Raw genomic sequence first — 19,375 nt, 5'->3', positions numbered from 1 at the left:
TGGCTTTCGCCAATCTCCAACGTTGCAGGACTGAGCGAGGCGCCGCAGCTGCCAATCTCCCCCCTTGTGGGGGAGATGCCCGGCAGGGCAGAGGGGGGCGCCGTAGAGCTCCAACGCGCGGAGACTTCTCATGACTTGGCTCACCGTCACCCGAGGCACGGCACCCCTGCTGGTTTCGATCCCGCATACCGGTATCGATCTGGCCGGCCTCGACAACCGACTTATCTCGCTCTGGCTCGGCCGCCGTGACGCCGACTGGTGGATCGACAAGCTCTATGACTTCGCAGAAGACCTCGGCGCGACCATCGTGCATACGGCGATCTCGCGCACCGTCATCGACGTCAACCGCGATCCGTCTGGCGTTTCGCTCTATCCCGGCCAGACGACGACTGGGCTCTGCCCGACCGAGACCTTCGACGGCGATCCGCTCTACCGCGAAGGCGAGGAGCCGGGGCCGTCTGAGATCGACGAACGCCGCGAAAAATTCTTCGTGCCCTATCATGCCGCGTTGCAGGCCGAGATCGACAGGCTGCGCGCTTTGCACGGGAAGATCGTCGTCTATGACTGCCACTCGATCCGTTCGGTGCTGCCGCGCCTGTTCGAAGGCAAATTGCCGGTCTTCAATCTCGGCACCAATGACGGCAAGAGCGCCGATCTGGCGCTGCAGGAGAAAGTCACGCAGATTGTCGCCGAAACCGGCGAGAGCTTCGTCGTCAACGGCCGCTTCAAGGGCGGCTGGATCACGCGTCATTTCGGCCAGCCGCAAGCCGGCGTCCACGCGCTGCAGATGGAGCTCTCCAACCGTGGCTATCTGCGCGAGCCCGAAGGCAAGGGCGAACCGGATAACTGGCCGGTGCCTTACGACGCCGAATTCGCAGCGCCGATCCGCGTCACGCTGAGAAAGATCCTGGAAACGGCGATCGCCTGGGCCGAACGCTGACGCACGGCGCACCTCACTCGAAAGGGACAATCATGACCGATCCTCGCCACAATATCCGTGAAGTGCGCAGCCCGCGCGGCAGCGAGCTCAACGCCCGCACCTGGCTGACGGAAGCGCCGTTGCGCATGCTGATGAACAATCTCGATCCGGACGTCGCCGAAAATCCCAACGAACTGGTCGTCTATGGCGGCATCGGCCGGGCGGCGCGCACCTGGAACGATTTCGACCGCATCGTTGCCTCGCTGAAGACGCTTGCCGACGACGAGACGATGCTGGTGCAATCCGGCAAGCCGGTCGGCGTGTTCCGCACCCATCCTGATGCGCCGCGCGTGCTGATCGCCAATTCGAATCTCGTGCCGCACTGGGCGACATGGGAGAAGTTCAACGAGCTCGATAAAAAGGGCCTGATGATGTACGGCCAGATGACGGCCGGCTCATGGATCTACATCGGCACGCAAGGCATCGTGCAGGGCACCTACGAGACCTTCGTCGAGGCAGGCCGTCAGCACTATGGTGGCAATCTCAAAGGCAAATGGATCCTGACCGGCGGCCTCGGCGGCATGGGCGGTGCCCAGCCGCTCGCCGCGGTCATGGCCGGCGCCTGCTGCCTGGCGGTCGAATGCGATCCCGACCGCATCGATTTCCGGCTGCGCACCCGCTATGTCGATGAGCGCGCCGACACCCTCGACGAGGCGCTGGAGAAGATCGAGCGCTGGACCAAAGCCGGTGAGGCGAAATCGGTCGGCCTGGTCGGCAACACCGCCGACATCGTGCCGGAACTGGTGCGGCGCGGCGTGCGCCCCGACATCGTCACCGACCAGACCTCGGCGCATGACCCGCTCAACGGCTATCTGCCTAAGGGCTGGTCGCTGGCCGAGTGGCGCGAGAAGCGCACCAGCGACCCGAAGGCCGTTGAAAAAGCTGCCCGCGCGTCGATGCGCGAGCATGTCGAGGCGATGGTGGCGTTCTGGAACGCCGGCGTGCCGACGCTTGACTACGGCAACAACATCCGCCAGGTGGCGAAGGAGGAGGGTTTTGAGAATGCCTTTGCCTTCCCGGGTTTCGTGCCGGCCTATATCCGTCCGCTGTTTTGCCGCGGCATCGGCCCGTTCCGCTGGGCGGCACTTTCCGGCGATCCCGAGGATATCTACAGAACCGACGCCAAGGTGCGCGAGCTGACCCCTGGTAACACCCATCTGCACAACTGGCTCGACATGGCGCGTGAGCGCATCGCCTTCCAAGGCCTGCCGGCGCGCATCTGCTGGGTCGGCCTTGGCGACCGCCATCGGCTCGGCCTCGCCTTCAACGAGATGGTCGCCAGCGGCGAACTGAAGGCGCCGGTGGTCATCGGCCGCGACCACCTCGATTCCGGCTCGGTCGCCTCGCCGAACCGCGAGACGGAGGCGATGAAGGATGGCTCGGATGCGGTATCCGACTGGCCGTTGCTCAATGCCTTGCTCAACACCGCGTCCGGCGCCACCTGGGTGTCGCTGCACCATGGCGGCGGCGTCGGCATGGGCTTTTCGCAGCATGCCGGCATGGTCATCGTTGCCGATGGCACGCGTGAGGCGGCCAAGCGCCTGGAGCGGGTTCTGTGGAACGACCCGGCGACGGGCGTCATGCGCCATGCCGATGCCGGTTACGATATCGCGATCGAGTGCGCCAGGGAGAACCAGCTCAACCTGCCCGGCATATTGGGCTGAGCCGCGCCTTGCGCATCGTTCGGGCCTCGGAATACCGGTCGATGCCGTGGAAGAACGGCGGCGGCGTGACGACGGAGATTGCCGTCTCGCCGCCAGGCGCTGGGCTCGACGATTTCGACTGGCGCGTCTCGATGGCGCTGGTCGAAGGCGGCGGCCCGTTTTCCGGCTTTCCCGGCGTCGACCGGACCTTGGCCTTGCTGGAAGGCGAGGGCATGGTCCTCGATATCGCCGGCCGGCCGCCGGTCGAAATCACCAAGGCTTCCGCGCCGCTTGCCTTTCCAGCCGACGTGCCGACGCAAGCCACGCTGATCGCCGGTCCGATCACCGACCTCAACGTCATGACCCGCCGCGCCCGAGCGACCCACACGGTCGAGCGCCTGCTGATTTCGACTCCGACGGAAATCCGGTCTGGAGCCGATGAAACACTCATCCTTTCCCCCGACGGCGAGTTCGGCGTGGCCGGCGCGGCGCCCGTGCAACTGGGGCCGCTCGATGTGCTGTTGCTCGGGCCGCAAGCGCCGGAACTGCGCCTTGATCCCGTCCGGCCGGCGATGCTGTTCGTGATCCGAATCGAGCGCATTGCCGGCAACGATTAACGCTTGTTTCCAAACATGATCGCGACGCCGGCCAAATATCGCGTAAGCTGGTCCCTGCATCACGAAAAAGCCTGAATCTTCCGCCGATCAGAAGCCGAAACGATGCTCGGAGGCGCTCGCCTGGAAGTTGTCGAAAGACGACACCTTGTCGTGGTGCGGAAACAAACATTCGGCCAAGTGTTGCGATGCAACCAATTGCATTTGGACCGGTTTTAGGGACATTGCCGTGGCGGTGACGCCGCACTGCGTCCCCAACACGGAACCTTAGATGAATATCCAGACCAATCTCGCACAGATCGAAAAGACGAGCGCCAGCTTCCCGGCTGTCACCGACGAGCCGATACGCTCCCATTTCCTGACGGAAGATCGGCTGCGCGCGTTGGGCGCAGCCCTTGCCAATGGCGATGCCAAGGATTTGTTCGGGCTGACGCCTTTCGATTTTCAGGCGCGCATCCGCGACAGCGCCAGGAAGATTCTCGATGTCTACCGTTCCACCAACGCTGCCCAGGCGAGGGGCGAAACGATCACGCCCGCGGCACAGTGGCTGCTCGACAACAACTACCTGGTCGAGGAGACCATTTTCCAGGTCAAGCGCGACCTGCCGCGCCGCTTCTATCGCCAGTTGCCGACGCTGAAACTGTCCGACGGATCCAGCGTGCCGCGCGCGTTGGCGGTCGCATGGACCTATGTCGCGCATTCCGACAGTTCCGTCTCGTCGGCCATGTTCAAGGCGATCGTCGAAGGCTTCCAGTCCGTCGAGCCGCTGAAGATCGGCGAACTATGGGCGCTGCCGTCGCTGCTGCGCTTTGTCCTGATCGAGAATCTTCGCCGGATCGCGGTGCGCGTCAATCGCACGCGGGAGTTGCGCCAGATCGCCAACGAGGTCGCCGACCGTGTGCTGGCGACGGACGACAGCGCCGACCGGCAGACGATACTTTCCGGCTACAGCGCCCATGCGCAGGACACCACCTTCGCAACCCAGTTGCTCTACCGGCTGCGCGACGGCTCGCAAAATGCCGGCAGGGCGCTGGAATGGCTGGAGGGCGAGCTGGAAAGGACGGGCTCCGACGCCGAGGAAATCATCCTCAGCGAGCACCGCACGCTGTCCAGCGGCAATGTGACCACCGGCAACATCATCCGCGGCCTGCGCCTCATCAATGACATCGACTGGACGGTGTGGTTCGAGGGCGTCAGCCGCATCGACACTTTGCTGCGCGAGCGCACCGATTTCGCGGCGCTCGATTTCTTTTCGCGCGACCAATACCGGACTGCGATCGAGGAGCTGGCACGCCGTTCCGATCTTTCCGAATTTCGCGTTGCCGAACGGGCGATTGAACTCGCCGGCCATGCTGCCGATGCGCCGGGCTCCGAAACCGGTCCGATCGCTCACACCGACGTCGGCTTCTTTCTGGTCGGTCCGCGCCGGATGGAACTGGAGCGGTCGATCGGCTACCGGCCTACCATCGGCAAGACGATCAACCGGACGTTCCGCAAGACCGGATGGCTGGGCATCGTCGTGCCGGTGTTTGCGCTGACGGTCCTGCTTCTGGTCGTCTCCGGCAATGCGCTCGCCAATCTCGGCCTGTCAGTGCCGTCGATCGTCCTGATGCTGGCCCTGTTCGCGGTGCCGGCCAGCGAAGGCGCGCTCGCATTCTTCAACACCGTCGTCTCGCTGTTTTTGAAGCCGACGCGTCTCATCGGCTATGATTTCAGGCATGGTGTACCGCCCGAGGCACGGACGCTGGTGGTGGTGCCGTCGCTGATCGGCTCGCGCGACGACGTCGAGGAGAACATCCGCAACATCGAAGTGCATCACCTCGCCAACACGGCGGGCGAGATCCATTTCGCGCTGCTTTCCGACTGGCCGGACTCGAAGACCGAGATCGATACGGCGGATGTCGAAATCCTCGAATTCGCCCGCGCCGAAATCGCCCGACTGAACGCCCGCTATCCCTCGGATGGCGCGCCGCGCTTTTATCTGCTGCATCGGCGCCGGCTCTACAACGCCTCGCAAGGCGTCTGGATGGGCTGGGAGCGCAAGCGCGGCAAGCTGCACGAATTGAACCTCTTGCTGCGCGGCGACAGCGACACCACCTTCCTGCCGTTGGAAGTGCCCTTGCCGGAGAGCGTCGTCCACGTGATGACGCTGGACGCCGACACCCGCACCACCCGCGACGCCGTCGCTGCGCTGGCCGGCAAGCTTTGCCACCCGCTCAACCGTCCGCATTTCGACGCGGCCCGGCGCGAGGTCACGGCCGGCTATTCCATCCTGCAGCCGCGCATCACCGCGTCGCTGACCAGCGGCGACGAGGCGTCGTTCTTCCAGCGTGTCTTTTCCGCCAATCGCGGGCTCGATCCGTACGTCTTTGCCGTGTCGGACCTCTACCAGGACATCTTCGGCGACGGTTCCTTCACCGGCAAGGGTCTCTACCATGTCGATGCCTTCGAGGCGGCGCTGAAGGGCCGTATCGAGGAAAACACCATCCTCAGCCACGACCTGCTCGAAGGCGCGCTGGCGCGATCGGCCTTGGTCACTGACGTCGAACTGGTCGAGGACTATCCGACCCGCTATTCGGTCGACGCATCGCGCCACCATCGCTGGGCACGCGGCGACTGGCAGCTTCTGGGCTTCATCCTCGGCCCGCGCTCAAACGTGCCGGCGCTGTCGCGTTGGAAGATGGTGGACAATCTGCGCCGCTCGGTGACGCCGATCTTCTGGGTGATGGCCGCGATCGCCGGCTGGACGCTGCTGCCATTCACGCAGGCGGCGCAATGGCAGGCGCTGCTGATCCTCACGCTGTTCATGGCGCCCACTTTCGACATCGTCAACGCCATCCTGCCGAAGAGCGGCGACCAGACGCCGCGCGGCCATTTCTCGGCATTGGCGCGCGACGTTGCCTTCGGTACCGCCCTGGTGGCGCTGAAGATCGTGCTGATGGCGCATCTTGCCTGGATGATGGGCGACGCGATCATCCGCACGCTCTACCGCCTGTTCGTCAGCCGCCAGAACCTGCTCGAATGGCGCACCGCCTCGCAGGCACACAAGGGCGGCGACAACGATCTCGGCTCCTACTACAGCATCATGTACGGTGCGGTGATCATCGGCGTCGTCGGCCTCGCTGTGCCGGTACTGGCCGATTCCACCGGCGCCTTCGTCGCCTTCTTCTTCGCCTTGTTCTGGATCGGCTCGCCCGCCATCGCCTGCTGGATCAGCCGTTCGGCCGAAACCGAGGACCGCCTGCGCATATCGGCCGCCGATATCCACGCGCTGCGCACGGTGGCGCGGCGTACATGGCACTATTTCGAGACCTTCGTGACGGCCGAGCATCACCATCTGCCGCCGGACAATTTCCAGGAAAGCCCGGCCCCCGTGGTGGCGCCCCGCACCTCGCCGACCAATATCGGCGTCTACCTGCTGTCCGTGATTTCGGCACGCGATTTCGGCTGGATCAGCCTCTCCGACGCCGTCAACCGCATCGACGCGACCATGTCGACCATCGAGAGCATGCCGCGCGATCGCGGCCATCTCTTCAACTGGTACGACACCACGACGTTGAAGCCGCTCTATCCGCTGTACATTTCTGCCGTCGACAGCGGCAATCTCGCCGGCCATCTGGTGGCCGTGGCCGCTGCCTGCGCCGAATGGGCGGAAGCGCCGTCGGTGCATGTGCAGGGCGACTTCGAAGGCATCCTCGACACCGTCACCATCCTCGACGAAAGCCTTGAGGAGTTGCCCGACGACCGCCGTCAATTGCGGCCCTTGCGCCAGCGGCTCGCCGACCGTCTCGACGGCATGCGGCGGGCGGTGGAATTGATCAAGGCGCAGCCGGAGATGGCGTCGATCCGCACTATCAACCTGGCCGTCCTGGCCGGCGAGATACGCAAGCTCGCGACAGCCATCCACACCGAGGCCGCATCGACCCAGAGCGACACCATCGCCGATTGGGCGGCCAGGCTCGAAGCCACCTGCGAGGCGCATGTCCACGACGCGCACAGCGACGAAAACGCCGTCGCGGCATTGCGGGCTAAGCTTCTGACCTTGCGCGAGCGCACGCGCCGTTTCGCCTTCGAGATGGATTTCTCGTTCCTGATGCGGCCCGAACGCAAGCTCTTGTCGATCGGTTACCGGGTCGAAGAGCATCAGCTCGACGAAAGCTGCTACGACCTTTTGGCCTCCGAAGCGCGGCTGACCAGCCTGTTCGCCATCGCCAAGGGCGATTTGCCGACCGAGCACTGGTTCCGGCTCGGCCGGCCGATCGTCGAGATCGGCTTCCAGGGCGCGCTGATGTCCTGGTCCGGCTCGATGTTCGAGTATCTGATGCCGCCGCTGGTGATGAAGGAGCCGCAAGGCAGCATTCTCAACCAGACCAGCAAGCTCATCATCAAGCGCCAGATCCAGTATGGCCGGTCGAAGAACGTTCCCTGGGGGATTTCGGAAGCGGCCTACAACGCCCGCGACCGCGAACTGACCTATCAGTACACCAATTTCGGCGTGCCCGGGCTCGGGCTGAAGCGCGGCCTTGGCCAAAACACGGTGATCGCGCCCTACGCGACCGTGCTGGCAGCGCAGTTCACGCCGCATGAATCCGTGCAGAACTTGGCCAGGCTGAGGCGGCTGGGCGCACTGGGCCGGCATGGCTTTTACGACGCGGTGGATTTCACGCCGCAACGCGTCCCCGAGGGTACCGACCACGCCGTCGTGCTGAACTACATGGCCCACCACTCGGGCATGTCGATCGCCGCCGTTGCCGATGCGATCTTCGAAGGGCGCCTGCGCGACCGCTTCCACAGCGATCCGGTGATCGAGTCGGCCGAATTGCTCTTGCAGGAAAGGGCGCCGCGCGACATCCCGACGGCGACCGTCAGGACCGAGGCCGACGAGCGCTCCAAGGACGAGACCGAGCTCGAGAGCCCGGATACGCGCATCGTGCTCGATCCGCTCAGGGCGCTGCGCTCGACCAGTGTCATGTCCAACGGCCGCTACTCGGTCATGGCTACCGCCACTGGCTCGGGCTACAGCCGCTGGGGCGAACTTGCCGTCACGCGCTGGCAGCCGGATCCGACCGAGGACCGCCTTGGTTCCTACATTTTCCTGCGCGACGCCAGCAATGGCGACTGGTGGTCGGCCACCGCCGAGCCGAAGCGCGCCGCCGACGAGCGTGTGCAGACGCTGTTTTCCGACGACAAGGCGAGCTTCGTCAAATCGATTGGGTCGCTGCGTTCGGAGGTCGAGTGCATCGTCATCTCGGAAGGCAATGGCGAGGGCCGGCGGGTAACGCTCTACAATGACGGCGCCGCCGACCGGCACATCGAAGTGACTTCGTATGCCGAACTGGTGCTGGGCTCCGAGCCCTCGGACAATGCGCATCCGGCCTTTTCGAAGATGTTCGTGGAAACCGAGATCGCGCCGAACAACGGCGCGATCTTCGCCACCAGGCGCAAGCGCGAAAAGGACGAGCCCGATGTCACCATGGTGCATTTCGTCACCGATCCGTCTGGATCGGCGCGTGATGCCGAGGCGGAAACCGACAGGCGCACCTTCATCGGCCGCGGCCGCACCATCACGGACGCGGCTGCCTTTGATCCCGGCGCCAAGCTTGGCGGCCATTCCGGCTTCACCCTGGATCCGATCGCCTCGCTTCGCCGGCAGGTGCGCGTGCCGGCCAACAAGAAGATTTCGCTGACGTTCTGGACCGTCGTCGGCGCCGATCGCGCCGAATTGGATGCCGCTATCGCACGGCTCGACCATCCCGAAAGCTTCTCCCGCCAGGCGATGCTCGCCTGGACGCGCTCGCAGGTGCAAACCCGTCACCTCGGCCTCAGCCTGTCCGACGCCGCCAATGTGCAGAAGCTGGCGCGCTACCTGATATATCCCGATCCGTTCCTGCGCCTTCCCGGCGAATCCATCGCCTCCGGGCTCGGCAGGCAGTCCAGCCTGTGGCCGACCAGCATATCTGGCGATTTTCCGATTTTCCTGGTCAGGATCGCCGATGTCGCCGATCTGGAGATCGTCGCCCAGGCGCTTCGCTTCCAGGAATACATGCGCGCCCGCGGCATGATGATCGATTTTGTTGTCGTCAACGAGCAGGCTTCGTCATACGTGCAGGACTTGCAGCGCGCGGTCGAGACGCTGTGCGAAAACAGCCGGTTGCGCGGCAAGGAGCTTGGACCCCGCCAGCACATCTTCGCGGTGCGCCGCGATCTGATGGAGGAAACGACCTACAGGACTTTGCTCGCCGTCGCCCGGGTGGTGCTGCATACGCGTAACGGCACCATCTTCGACCAGATCGAGCGCGCCGAGGCCGCGGCACTGCAGGCGCGAGACGCCGCCCTCCAGCCGGCAGAACTTGCAGCGCTTCGCGAGCCGTCCTTGCCGGTGCCGACGGCGCAAGCGTTTGCCGCCCAGGCACTGGTCGGGGCCCGCGTCGACGGCAGCGGGCTCGACCAATGGAACGGTTTCGGCGGCTTCGACGGCGGCGGACGCCACTACGTCGTGCGTCTTGCCGGCCGGCGCACGACGCCGCAACCGTGGATCAACGTCATCTCCAACCCATCGTTCGGTTTCCACATATCGGCTGAAGGCGCTGCCTTCACCTGGAGCCGCAACAGCCGCGACTATCAGTTGACGCCATGGTCGAACGATCCGGTCACCAACCGGCCGGGCGAGGCTATCTATATCTACGATCATGCCAGTGGCAAAGCGTTCTCGCCGCTGGCTGCCGTGGTGCGTGACCCGACAATGACCTACGAAACCTGGCACGGGCAGGGTTTTTCGACGTTCCGTTCAAAGCGCGGGCCGCTGTCGATGGACCTGACCCATGTCGTCGATCCCGTCGATCCGGTGAAGATATCGCGGCTGCGCATCCAGAATTCGGGTTCGGCGCCGATGCGGCTACGCGTCTACGCCTATGCCGAATGGGTTCTTGGCGGCCATCGTTCGCGCACCGCGGCAAGCATCGTTCCGTCCCGGGATGCCGCGACCGGCGCTCTGCTGGCGCAAAATCCCTATGGGCTCGATTTTGGCGAACGGATCGCCTTTCTGGCCGCCGACGGTGCGGTGCATTCGGTTACCGCCGACCGCGGCGAATTCATCGGCAGGCTGGGCACCAGCGAGTTTCCGCATGCCGTGCTGAGCGGCGCCGGCCTGTCGGGCCGTGTCGAGGCCGGCGACGATCCCTGCGCGGCCATCGCACGCGACATCGACATCGCTGCCGGCGGCGACGTCACGCTGCTCTGGCTGCTCGGCGACGCGGCCTCGCCCGAGGAGGCCAGCGCGCTGGTGCAGACCCATCGCTCCAGGGACTTCGATCAGCGGCTGGCCGACAACGAGCGCACATGGCGCGGCTTTCTCGACACCATCCAGGTCGAGACGCCGGACAAGGCACTCGACGCCATGGTCAATCACTGGCTGCCCTATCAGAGCCTGGCCTGCCGCATCCGTGCCCGCTCTGCGTTCTATCAGGCAAGCGGTGCCTTCGGCTTCCGCGATCAACTGCAGGACACCTTGGCCTTGCTGGCGCATGACCCCAAGCTGGCGCGTGATCAGATCCTCAATGCGGCGCGGCGGCAATTTCCCGAAGGCGACGTGCAGCATTGGTGGCTGCCGCGCACAGAGGCAGGCGTTCGCACCATGATCTCGGACGACGTGGTCTGGCTGGCCCACGCCACGGCGCGTTACCTGCTGGTGACGGGCGATACCGCGATCCTGAAGGAGCAATTGCCCTTCATCGAGGGGCAGGCGCTGGGCGAAGGCGAGCACGATGCTTTCTTCATCCCGGAAATCTCGAAGAAGACAGCCTCGCTCTATGACCATTGCGCGCGGGCGCTCGATCTTGCCGTCAAGCGCAGCAGCCCAGCCGGGCTGCCGCTGATCCTCGGCGGCGACTGGAACGACGGCATGAACCGCGTCGGCGAGCACGGCAAGGGCGAGAGCGTGTGGCTGGGCTGGTTCCTGCTGAAGACGCTGGGCGACTTTGCCGCTGTCGCCAAGGCGCAGAGCGATGCCAAGCGCGCGCAGGCCTGGACAAAGCACGCCGAGATGCTGAAGCGGGCGCTGGAAAGCACCGCCTGGGATGGCGAGTGGTATCGGCGCGGCAGCTTCGACGACGGCACGCCGCTCGGCTCGCGCAAATCGGACGAGTGCAAGATCGACTCGATCGCCCAGTCCTGGAGCGTGCTTTCGGGCGAGGGCGACCCGGCGCGGTCGACGACGGCAATGGGACAGGCGCTGAAAACGCTCGTCGACGACGAGCTCAAGATCGTCAAGCTGTTCACCCCGCCGTTCTCGAGGACGGAAAAGGACCCGGGCTACATCAAGAGCTATCCGCCGGGGGTCCGTGAAAACGGCGGCCAATACACCCACGCGGCGACATGGTTCGTCATTGCGCTCGCCGAGATGGGTCGCACCGACGATGCCTACCGTTGCCTTTCGATGCTCAATCCGGTCAACCATGCACTCGATGAAGCCGCGGCAGAGCGCTACCGGGTGGAACCCTACGTCGTCGCGGCCGACGTTTATTCCGGGCAGGACAAGGGCGGCCGCGGCGGCTGGACCTGGTATACCGGGTCGGCGGGCTGGCTCTATCGCGCGGCGGTCGAGAGCATTCTCGGCATAGAGCGTCGCGGACAGCGCATTCAATTCACGCCGAGACTTCCCAGCCATTGGGACGGTTATTCGGCGACCCTGAAGATGCTGGGCGCCGAGATCAAGGTACGCGTCGTCCGCGACAAAAAGGCCCGGGCCATCTCACTTGAAGTGAATGGCACGAAGACCAAATCTTCGTCCTTCGAGCCAAAAGCCGGAGACAATGCCGAGGTGATCGTCAGAATACCGGCCTAGATTCAAGGGCTTGGAGCGTCCCTTGCGCTTCCCCAGGGAACGCACGGGCGCTCCAAGTGCCTCTACCGGTTATATTTGCGTTTGACCTTGCTGAATGCCTGCACACGACTTTAGACCTCGTGCCCGGGGTCTTGCTGATTAAAATTGTGGCAGTGCTTTCCGGCTGCCATGATTTTGCCGCAACGCTGACATTTCACCTTTTATCTCAAACTGTTAGACGATCACGGCAAATTTCGAAGCGTCGTCATCTTTTGTTCGCGGAATGGGAACGGAAGAGGTAGACGAGCATTGTTTTGCGACGCGTCAACCGATACGAGTCAAAAAATGACGCACTGCACCATAAATAATTGGCGGAGTAGCTGAAGTGTCACTTCTGCAAATCTACTGGCGAGCCCTTGGTTATCTCGCTGCCGACAGGAAACGCGTTGCGTTTATCTGCGGGGCGAATGTCGCGCTTGCCATTATCGCCATTCTCGAGCCGATCATGTTCGGCCGGGTGATCGATGCCATTTCGGACCGCGGCTCGGTATTCTCGACGCTGGCGATGTGGGCCGGCCTCGGCGCGTTCAACATCATCGCCTTCGTGCTGGTGGCGCGCGGCGCCGATCGCTTTGCCCATAAGCGGCGCAGCGAGGTTCTTTGCCAGTCGTTCGAGCGCGTGATCACCATGCCGCTCGCCTGGCATCATCAGCGCGGCACCTCCAATTCCCTGCACACGCTCCTGCGCGCGGTCGAGACCCTGTTCAGCCTCTGGCTCGAATTCATGCGGCAGCATCTGTCGACCGCGGTCGCGCTGGTTCTGCTGGTGCCCACGGCGCTCAGCATGGATATCCGCATGTCGATGGTGCTGCTGGCGCTTGGCGCGCTCTATGTCGGCATCGGACGGCTGGTGATGCGGCGCACCAAGGAAGGCCAGGCGGCGGTGGAGCGGCACTACCACAAGGTGTTTGCGCATGTGACCGACTCGGTCAGCAACGTCGCTGTCCTGCAGAGCTACAACCGCATCGGCCACGAGACCGAGGCGCTGAAGCGCTACGTCAAGAACCTGCTCGACGCACAAAATCCGGTGCTCGACTGGTGGGCGATGGCCAACGCGCTGCACCGGCTGTCGTCGACGATTTCGATGATGGTGGTGCTCTTGATTGGCGCCTATCTGGTGACGCACGGCCAGTTGCGCATCGGTGACGTGATCGCCTTTACCGGCTTTGCCACGCTGCTGATTGCCCGGCTCGACCAGATGTCGGCTTTCGCCAACCAGATTTCCGAGGCACGCGCCAAGCTCGAGGAATTCTATCATCTCGAGGACTCCGCTTCCGATGCCGCCGAGCCCGACGGGCTGCGCGACCTCGTCAACGTCACGGGTCATGTGCGTTTCGAGAATGTCTGCTTCGAGTTCGGCAATTCCGGGCAGGGAGTCGACGACGCGTCGTTCGAGGTCCAGGCCGGCCAGACCGTCGCCATCGTCGGCCCGACGGGCGCCGGCAAGACGACGCTCATCAACCTTCTGCAGCGCGTCTTCACGCCGTCCGGCGGCCGTATCCTGATCGATGGCATCGACACCCGCACGGTGACCCGCAAGTCGCTGCGCCATTCGATCGCCACCGTGTTCCAGGATGCCGGCCTGCTCAACCGCTCGATCGAGGACAACATCCGCGTCGGCCGTGCGGAGGCGACCTATGACGAGGTCCATGCCGCTGCCAACGCCGCCGCCGCGCAGGATTTCATCCTGTCGAAGAGCGAAGGCTACGACACGGTCGTCGGCGAACGCGGCGGACAGCTGTCCGGTGGCGAGCGCCAGCGCATCGCGATTGCCCGCGCCGTGCTGAAGGACGCGCCCATCCTGGTTCTCGACGAGGCGACCAGCGCGCTCGACGTCGAGACGGAAGACCGCGTCAAGGACGCCATCGACGAATTGCGGCGCGGCCGCACCACCTTCATCATCGCCCACCGCCTGACCACCGTTCGCGATGCCGATCTGGTCGTGTTCATGGACAAGGGCCGGGTGGTCGAGATGGGCGGGTTCACCGAACTGTCGCTGCGCAACGGCCGCTTCGCCAGCCTGCTGCGTGCTGGCGGCCTGCTCAACGACGAGGAGGTTCGCCGCCTCAGCCATCCGGTGAACGAAGCCGCCTGAGTGGCACGCCTTGCCTTCTCCCCTTGTGGGAGAAGGCGGCCTCGCGAAGCGAGGTCGGATGAGGGGTGCTCCAGCTTGGCGCAAATCTTCATCCAAAATCCGGACTTCGGCGCACGGCAGATTGGATCATTGGCGCCTCACTCCGTCCAACACCCCTCATCCGGCTCGGCGCTACGCGCCGATCCACCTTCTCCCACAGGGGAGGAGACCGCGTCACCGCCACGGCTGCAAGCTCTCATCGCGGACGTAGGCGAATTGTGTCGCAGACGGCGTCCAGATCCCGCATCTCCAGCTTGGCGCAAATCTGCATCCAAAAATGGAGATGTAGGCGCACTGCAGATCAGGATGTGAATCCGTAAATCACCGGAAGGCCCTCGGTCTGCTTTCAGGGCGCAAGTTCGCAAAAGCGGTCGATGGAACAAGGCAGCCCCTACGCGCAGCCTCGCCGAATTGGCCATCGCGCTATCACGACCTCTGATCGGGAGCGGCGCCCAGCAATGAAATAGTTCAAGACCGATGTCGATTTCGGGGAGGCTCATTCGTCTCACGATAGGAAGCCGAAGAAATTCGCCCAAGCAAAGAAACGGATGCGATGACAATCACTATTACAGCATTTGAACGATCGCCCGATGGCGGCAAGGGACTGGCGCGCGATACGCGCGTTCGCTGGGCGCTCGAAGAAGTGGGTCAGCCTTATGAGGTTCGTCTTGTTTCCTTCGCAGAGATGAAGGCGCCTGACCATCTGGCAATCCATCCTTTCGGCCAGATCCCCACCTATGAGGAAGGTTCTCTCTCGCTGTTCGAGACCGGCTCGATCGTCTTTCATCTTGCCGAGCAGCATGCGGGCCTGCTGCCGAAGGATCGCGATGCCCGCGCGCGCGCAATCACGTGGATGTTTGCCGCACTTAACACCGTCGAGCCGCCGATCCTGGAATTAACGACGGCAAGAATATTCGAAGGTGACAAGCCTTGGAGCGAGGAGCGCTTGCCGTTGGTGAAGGACCGTGTTCGCGCTCGGCTGGACAAACTCTCGGCTCACTTAGGCGTCGCCGACTGGCTCGATGATGCGTTCAGCGCGGGCGATCTATTGATGGTATCGGTGCTGCTGCGACTAAGAATGTCAGGCATTTTGGACGAATATCAAAACGTGGCTGCCTATGTTGCGCGCGGGGAAGCACGGCCCGCCTATATCCGGGCTTTCGCCTCGCAATTTGCGATCAACGCCCCATCAACCAACAGCCCACAGCAGCTTTGAAGTCTGCCGCCGAGCGTTTGACCAATCCTCGACGCTTCCAGCTTGACCGCTTTTGGCGTCAACTTCGGCGCGATCAAACACCCCGATCGGGTTGTTTACCGACTGGCGGCTTTCATATTGCGATGAGTACTGATTCAGGCTCGACATGAGCCGTCATCCGACTCGGAGCCACGCGCCGATCCACCTTCTCCCACAAAGGGAAGAAGGAGAGACCGCCGGCGCCGTGGTTGCCGCAACTCCGCCGGCGGTCTATGTAAAGCCGCATGAGCGACACGACTTCACGCCTCTCCGGCTGGATGGACCTTGCCAACCCGACGCGGTTCGTCGGGCTGGTCGACAAGGTAGTGCCGTGGTTGGCGAGCGTGGCCGCCATCATCCTCACTGTCGGTCTCTATATGAGCTTCACGGCGCCTGAGGATTTCCAGCAAGGCATCACCGTGCGCATCATGTATATCCACGTGCCTTTCGCCTGGCTTGCCATGATGTGCTACACGCTGATGGCGGTCTCGGCGCTTGGCACGCTGGTCTGGCGCCATCCGCTGGCCGACGTGGCGCTGAAATCGGCGGCACCCATCGGCGCCGTCTTCACCGCCCTTGCGCTGATCACCGGTTCGATCTGGGGCAAGCCGATGTGGGGCACCTGGTGGGTGTGGGACGCGCGGCTGACCTCGGTCTTCATCCTGTTCCTGATGTATCTCGGCATCATCGCGCTGACCCGAGCGCTCGACGATGCCGGGCGCGCCGCCTGGGCCGCCGCCATCATCACCCTGGTCGGCTTCATCAACATTCCGATCATCAAATTTTCGGTCGACTGGTGGAACACGCTGCATCAGCCGGCTTCGGTGTTCCGGCTTGGCGGGCCGACCATCGATCCAAGCCTGTTGTGGCCGTTGCTGGTGATGGCGCTCGGCTTCACAGTGCTGTTCTTCGCGCTGCACCTAACGGCGATGCGCACCGAGATCTGGCGCCGCCGCGTCATTTCGATGCGCCGGGTCGCGGCAAGGCAAGCTGAACGGCAACCCGGCTGATCTTATCCGTCGAGTTTCTTCCCACCCCCCTCTGTCCTGCCGGACATCTCCCCCGCAAGGGGGGAGATCGGATGTTGCTTCTGCTTTCGCCAATTACCAACGTATCAAAGTGGGTGCGGGCGGCGGAGCTGCCAATCTCCCCCCTTACGGGGGAGATGTCCGGCAGGACAGAGGGGGGTGCTGTCCCTCCGGCGTCCGGAAAATTCTATACATTAAAGCCTCCGCACGCGCTCCGGGCTGGTTCACCCCATACGCCCGCGCGCCTTGACCGGCAGCGTCTCGATCACTTTCTCGCCTTCAATCAGATGCACCTCGTCGAACAGATTGGTGACGACGCAGCAATGGTCGGGCACGACGCGCACGCGCTCGCCGATGCCAAGCTCGGCGCCGCCCGAAAGCGTGACATTGCCGTGCTCTTCGCTGAGGCTGGTCACCCTTGCGCCCGCAACGCCTAGCAGCTCGCCGAAATCGGCGAGCCCCAGCGTGTCGCTGGACAGGGCCTTGCTGCCGGCGTCGAGGATGGCGCGTGTCGGCGTTGGACGGCTGACCACCGTCGACAGCACCGTCAGCGCGCAATCGTCGAGGCTGCCGACGCCTTTGGCGACCTGGTAGCGGTCGAGATAGATGTAGGTGCCTGGGCGGTATTCGGTGACGACGGAATGCTCGCCCGAGCGCCACATGTCGGGCGTGCCGCCGCTGGAGATACGCTCGCAGGCAAGGCCGGATGCGGCAAGTGCTTGCTGCGCATCGGCGAGCCACGCCTCGGTCTCTGCAGCGCGGCCCGCCCCCGGGTAGGTCATCAAGCCGCCGAAGACGAGCCCCCGGACCTTGTCGATCTCGCTCGCCAGCGCGACTGCCTCGCCGGCCGACTGCACACCGCAGCGGCCCATGCCGGTGTCGCATTCGACCAGCACCGGCAGGCGGTGGCCGGGATCGGTAAAGGTGGCGGCAAGTCCCATCAGCGTGTCCATGCTGTCCGTTGTCACCGACAGTGTTACGCGGCCGTGCAGCGCCTTGAGGCGCTCCAGCTTCGCCCGCCCGAGGATATTGTAGGGCAGAAAGATGTCGGTCAGGCCGGCGTCGGCCATGATTTCGGCCTCGCCGATCTTCTGGCAAGTGATGCCGACGGCGCCGGCCGCGATCTGCTTTTTTGCCCAGTAGGGCAGTTTGTGGGTCTTGATGTGCGGCCGGAGTTTCAGCCCGTGCCGGTCGGCATGGGCCTGCGCCCGCGCGATGTTGGCTTCGGCGCGGCCGGCATCGATCAGGATCGCCGGCGTATCGAGGTCGTCTATGCTGCGCATGGTCTCACCATCGGAAAATTGGTTGACCTTATGGCCCTGATCGGACCGCATGTCATGGGGCCAGCGACAGCAGTTTGCATCGACACCGAATTGACGTTCGGCTATTGCGTTAGCGCTCGCAAAGCGACGGGAAGGAACCACGATCATGAAACGCTCCGCCATCAACGACATCATCCGCGACGCCGACGCCTTCATCCGCTCGTTCGGCTACATCATGCCGCCCTTCGCCTACTGGAGCCCCGAAGAGATGAAGGCGCGCCGGCAGGATTCGTCGGCGATCTTCTCCTCCCGGCTCGGCTGGGACATCACCGATTATGGCCAGGAGAAGTTCGACGAGCTCGGCCTGTTCCTGTTCACCGTTCGCAACGGCCGCTACGAGGACATGAAGAAGGGCATGGGCATGCTCTATGCCGAGAAGATCATGATCTCGCGCAAGGACCAGCTGTCGCCGATGCACCGCCACAACATCAAGGCCGAAGACATCATCAACCGTGGTGGCGGCAAACTGGTGCTGGAGCTGTTCATGCACGATCGCGATGGCGGCATCGACCCGAAGGCCGAAGTGACGGTACCTGTCGACGGAACCATCCACAGGCTGCCTGCGGGTGGGCTGCTGAAGCTCGACCCAGGCCAGAGCGTGACGCTGCTGCCGGGCGTCTGGCACGCCTTCTGGGCGGAAGGCAAGGACGTGCTGATCGGCGAGGTTTCGACGGTCAACGACGATCTCACCGACAATGTCTTTCGCGAACCAATCGGCCGCTTCGCAGACATCGACGAGGACACAGCACCGCTGCACCTGTTGGTGTCCGACTACGAGAAGTGGGTGGGATAGGGCAGGGTGGCGAGGAACACTTACGTTCGAGAGTGAAGGTCCTCGGCAATCAGCCGCTTCTGTCGCAAGTCGACCCGAGTCGTTGTGCACAGCTGATCCAGCGGCATTTTGACGTGGGCCTCGTCAAGCGGGATTAGCGCGTAGTAATTGCCCTCGCCGGGCTGTGGGATTGGCGCCGGGGCCGACTTCTCATCGGAAGGATCGACTCGTGAGGCGGCAATGATCACTCCGCGGGAATCGTATACAGCGTGAAGCACTGTTGGCATGTCTTGGCTCCTCAGGGAGAACTTATCGCCGCGAATCTTATTTGCATATCGTCTGATACGTTCGTCTGTATCACCTCGGTCTGGCCTGTCTCATCGATGTAGGTATACAGGCTTTCCCAGCGCAAAGTGGCCGTGCGAAGGACGACCGCCGCACGTACCGAGTACCCCCAGTAGGCATCGCCTGTTCCGAGTTTCCAAAACCACACCATTTGGCTGCCAGCTCGTTGGAAAGTGGATTGAGTGACGAAAGTGGCCAAGGAAGCCTCCTTGCAGCTTGATTTCCGTAGAACCTGGAACTCTCGAGGAGTTTTCTTGCAACATCCGCTTGCGACTTCCAGAGGATAGGGAACACGAGCACCCTCGGACGGATAGGCATTTCAACCCCGCGAGACTGAATTTGCGGGAGAAGATGGCACCGGTCAAGCGTCAATCTTCGGTGGCAATGGGCTGCTGCGCACGCTTTTCGTGCATTTCCACTCCT

General features: G+C 63.6%; 9 protein-coding genes. 8 read left to right on the top strand and 1 reads right to left on the bottom strand.

The window, feature by feature from the left end:
* Positions 1-130: 130 nt before the first annotated feature.
* The 7 genes from hutG to NKG95_RS29390 all read left to right on the top strand — a co-directional run bounded on the left by hutG (position 131) and on the right by NKG95_RS29390 (position 16,495).
* Complete coding sequence (gene hutG, locus NKG95_RS29420) at positions 131-940, top strand: N-formylglutamate deformylase (RefSeq protein ID WP_353043255.1); 810 nt, start codon at positions 131-133, stop codon at positions 938-940.
* Positions 941-972: 32 nt separating this feature from the next.
* A complete protein-coding gene (hutU, locus tag NKG95_RS29415; protein ID WP_353043254.1) occupies positions 973-2,643 on the top strand; it encodes a urocanate hydratase in 1,671 nt (556 codons plus the stop codon).
* An 8-nt stretch (positions 2,644-2,651) separates the two neighbouring features.
* Positions 2,652-3,239, top strand: coding sequence for a HutD/Ves family protein (locus NKG95_RS29410; RefSeq protein ID WP_353043253.1), 588 nt, complete (start codon positions 2,652-2,654; stop codon positions 3,237-3,239).
* A gap of 268 nt (positions 3,240-3,507) precedes the next feature.
* Positions 3,508-12,078 (top strand): glycoside hydrolase family 94 protein, encoded by an 8,571-nt coding sequence (locus NKG95_RS29405; protein WP_353043252.1) that lies wholly within the window; start codon positions 3,508-3,510, stop codon positions 12,076-12,078.
* A 364-nt stretch (positions 12,079-12,442) separates the two neighbouring features.
* A complete protein-coding gene (locus tag NKG95_RS29400; protein ID WP_353043251.1) occupies positions 12,443-14,212 on the top strand; it encodes a glucan ABC transporter ATP-binding protein/ permease in 1,770 nt (589 codons plus the stop codon).
* A 592-nt stretch (positions 14,213-14,804) separates the two neighbouring features.
* Positions 14,805-15,467, top strand: a complete 663-nt coding sequence (locus tag NKG95_RS29395) for a glutathione S-transferase family protein (RefSeq protein ID WP_353043250.1) — start codon at positions 14,805-14,807, stop codon at positions 15,465-15,467.
* 263 nt (positions 15,468-15,730) lie between these two features.
* A complete protein-coding gene (locus tag NKG95_RS29390; protein ID WP_353043249.1) occupies positions 15,731-16,495 on the top strand; it encodes a heme ABC transporter permease in 765 nt (254 codons plus the stop codon).
* A gap of 242 nt (positions 16,496-16,737) precedes the next feature.
* Here the strand turns inward: NKG95_RS29390 and NKG95_RS29385 are convergent, their stop codons facing one another.
* A complete protein-coding gene (locus NKG95_RS29385) occupies positions 16,738-17,796 on the bottom strand; it encodes a D-TA family PLP-dependent enzyme (RefSeq protein ID WP_353043248.1) in 1,059 nt (352 codons plus the stop codon).
* A gap of 145 nt (positions 17,797-17,941) precedes the next feature.
* Between NKG95_RS29385 and NKG95_RS29380 the strand changes: the two genes are divergently transcribed.
* Positions 17,942-18,628: a D-lyxose/D-mannose family sugar isomerase gene (locus NKG95_RS29380; RefSeq protein ID WP_352750459.1), complete on the top strand. Its 687-nt coding sequence runs from the start codon at positions 17,942-17,944 to the stop codon at positions 18,626-18,628.
* The last annotated feature ends 747 nt before the right edge of the window (positions 18,629-19,375 follow it).

It is taken from the genome of Mesorhizobium sp. M1423 (assembly GCF_040317575.1).
Classification (GTDB): Bacteria; Pseudomonadota; Alphaproteobacteria; order Rhizobiales; family Rhizobiaceae; genus Mesorhizobium.
This window is presented reverse-complemented; position numbering and strand designations above follow the sequence as displayed.

Excerpts from the sequence above, each read along its gene's own strand:
- NKG95_RS29405 (WP_353043252.1), top strand. The coding sequence starts at position 3,508 with ATGAATATCCAGACCAATCTCGCACAGATCGAAAAGACGAGCGCCAGC.
- hutU (WP_353043254.1), top strand. The coding sequence starts at position 973 with ATGACCGATCCTCGCCACAATATCCGTGAAGTGCGCAGCCCGCGCGGC.
- NKG95_RS29395 (WP_353043250.1), top strand. The coding sequence starts at position 14,805 with ATGACAATCACTATTACAGCATTTGAACGATCGCCCGATGGCGGCAAG.
- NKG95_RS29385 (WP_353043248.1), bottom strand. The coding sequence starts at position 17,796 with ATGCGCAGCATAGACGACCTCGATACGCCGGCGATCCTGATCGATGCC.
- NKG95_RS29380 (WP_352750459.1), top strand. The coding sequence starts at position 17,942 with ATGAAACGCTCCGCCATCAACGACATCATCCGCGACGCCGACGCCTTC.
- NKG95_RS29390 (WP_353043249.1), top strand. The coding sequence starts at position 15,731 with ATGAGCGACACGACTTCACGCCTCTCCGGCTGGATGGACCTTGCCAAC.
- hutG (WP_353043255.1), top strand. The coding sequence starts at position 131 with ATGACTTGGCTCACCGTCACCCGAGGCACGGCACCCCTGCTGGTTTCG.